A 2,691-nucleotide genomic window follows, 5' to 3' on the forward strand; every position below is an offset into this window, starting at 1 on the left:
GGTGAAATCCAAACCACACTAGCCAGCTTGGACGGGGTGGACCAGGCGGTGGTGATCGCCCGCGAGGACCACCCCGGCGACAAACGCCTGATCGGCTATGTCACCCAATCCGCTTCCGGGCCCCTTGACCCTGCCGCGATCCGCGCACAGCTGACGGACCGGTTGCCGTCCTATATGGTCCCGGCCGCGATCATGGTGATCGACGCGCTACCACTGACGGTCAACGACAAACTCGACACCCGCGCCCTACCCGCCCCCGACTACACCGGCGCTCGATACCGCGCACCGGGCAGTCTTCTCGAGGAAATCCTGGCGGGCATCTACACCCAAATCCTCGGGCGGGATCGGGTTGGGGTCGACGACTCGTTCTTCGAGTTGGGTGGGGATTCGTTGTCGGCGATGCGCCTGATCGCCGCGATCAACACCAACCTGGATGCCGGCCTGTCGGTGCGCACCATCTTTGAGGCGCCCACCATCGCGCAGTTAGCACCCCGCATCGACGCGAACGCCGGGGGCGGGGGTGGGCTGGGCCCGCTGGTCGCGCAACAACGTCCGGGGCGGGTGCCGTTGTCGTTTGCCCAGTCGCGGTTGTGGTTTATCGATCAGTTGTTGGGCCCGTCTGCGGTCTACAACATGCCGATCGCACTACGCTTGCACGGACCACTCGACGTTGAAGCCCTAGGGGCCGCACTCGGTGATGTGTTGGCCCGCCATGAATGCCTACGCACCCTGTTCGCCGCGGTCGACGGAATCCCCCACCAGGTTGTAGTGCCCGCCGAGCAGGCCGATTTCGGTTGGCAGGTGATCGATGGCAGCGGGTGGCCAGAAAGCCAGCTACGTGAGGCCATCGCCGCGGTGGTGACTCACACGTTTGATCTAGCCACCGAGATTCCGCTGCAGGCAAAGCTTTTCCATCTGGGCGAGGATGAGCATGTGTTGGTGGCAGTGGCCCACCATATCGCCGCCGATGGCTGGTCGATCACCCCGCTGCTACGCGATCTAGGCACCGCCTATACCAGCCGCACTCAAGGCAAGGCCCCGGATTGGGTGCCGTTGGCGGTGCAATACGCCGACTACACACTCTGGCAACGAGAGCAATTCGGCGACCTCAATGACCCCGACAGTGTGATCGGCGGGCAGCTGACCTACTGGCAAGACGTGTTGGCCGGGATGCCCGAACGCCTGGTGCTGCCCACCGATCGGCCCTATCCGGCGGTGGCCGATTATCGCGGGGCAAGCCTCACCATCGAGTGGCCGGCGCAGTTGCAGCAGCAGATCACCCGGGTGGCCCGCGCGCACAACGCCACCAGTTTCATGATGATCCAAGCCGGTTTGGTGGCGTTGTTGGCCAAACTGAGCGCCAGTGGTGATGTGGCCGTTGGGTTCCCGATCGCCGGCCGGCGCGATCCCGCCCTGGATGAGCTGGTCGGGTTCTTCGTCAACACCCTGGTGTTACGCGTCGATCTGGCCGGCGACCCCAGCGTGGCCGAACTCCTTGCCCAGGTGCGCGCGCGCAGCCTGGCCGCCTTTGAACACCAAGACGTGCCCTTCGAGGTGTTGGTGGAACGGCTGCATCCGGCCCGCAGTATGGCTCATCACCCCCTGGTGCAGGTGATGCTGGCCTGGCAACACCACAACCCCACCGACGTGGACCTGGGTGCTCTGCAGGTCGACCCCTTACCGGTGCAAACCCATACGGCCCGGATGGATTTGACATTCTCCCTGTCCGAGAACTTCACCCAGGCGGGCCAGCCGGCCGGAATCAGCGGCACGGTGGAATTCCGCACCGACATCTTCGACCCGGCCAGCGTCGAGACGTTGATTACCCGGTTGCAGCGGGTGTTGGTGGGGATGACCGCGGATCCGTTGGGGCTGTTGTCGTCGGTCGAGGTACTCGACGCGCAGGAGCTGGCCTGTTTGGAGGGGTGGGGTAACCGGGCGGTGTTGGACCAGCCTGCTGCGTTGGAGGTGTCGATCCCGCAGGTGTTTGCCGACCAAGTCGCGCGGACCCCGGATGCGCTGGCATTGACTTTCGGCGACGGGTCGTGGACGTATGGGGAGCTGGATGCGGCTGGGAATCGGTTGGCGCACTGGCTAGTTGGCTATGGCGCGGGTCCGGGTGGGTGTGTGGGGTTGCTGATGCCGCGCGGCGCGCAGGCCATCATCGCGATCCTCGGGGTTTTGAAGTCGGGGGCGGCATATGTGCCGATGGATCCGGGCCTGCCGGCAGCCCGGGTCGGGTTCGTGCTCACTGATGCCGCACCGATCGCAGTGCTGACCACCGCTGAGTTGCGGTCGCGGCTGGATGGGTACGACGACCTGGTCGTGATTGATGTCAACGATCCCGTGATCGACACCCAGCCGGCCGCACCGTCGCCGGGCCCGACTTCGGAGGATGTTGCGTATTCGATTTATACCTCGGGCACTACGGGGGTCCCTAAAGGTGTTGCGGTGACGCATGCCAACGTGACCCAGCTGCTGGCGTCGGCGGGTGCGTATGTGGAGCGGGTGGGGGTGTGGTCGCAGTGGCATTCGCATTCCTTTGATGTGTCGGTGTGGGAGATTTTCGGTGCGCTGTTGGGTGGGGGCCGGTTGGTGGTGGTGCCCGAGGCGGTGGTCGGCTCCCCGGATGACTTGCACGCCTTGTTGATTGCTGAGCGGGTCAGTGTGTTGAGTCAGACCCCGTCGGCG

The 2,691-nt window shown here is 64.8% G+C and carries 1 protein-coding gene; it reads left to right on the forward strand.

What is annotated here, in order from left to right; genetic code table 11:
* On the forward strand, positions 1–2,691 hold a 2,691-nt coding region (locus A5781_RS06380), incomplete at both ends, for a condensation domain-containing protein (RefSeq protein ID WP_156624445.1).

The organism is Mycobacterium sp. 852002-30065_SCH5024008 (assembly GCF_001665645.1).
In the GTDB taxonomy this organism is placed as follows: domain Bacteria; phylum Actinomycetota; class Actinomycetes; order Mycobacteriales; family Mycobacteriaceae; genus Mycobacterium; species Mycobacterium paraffinicum.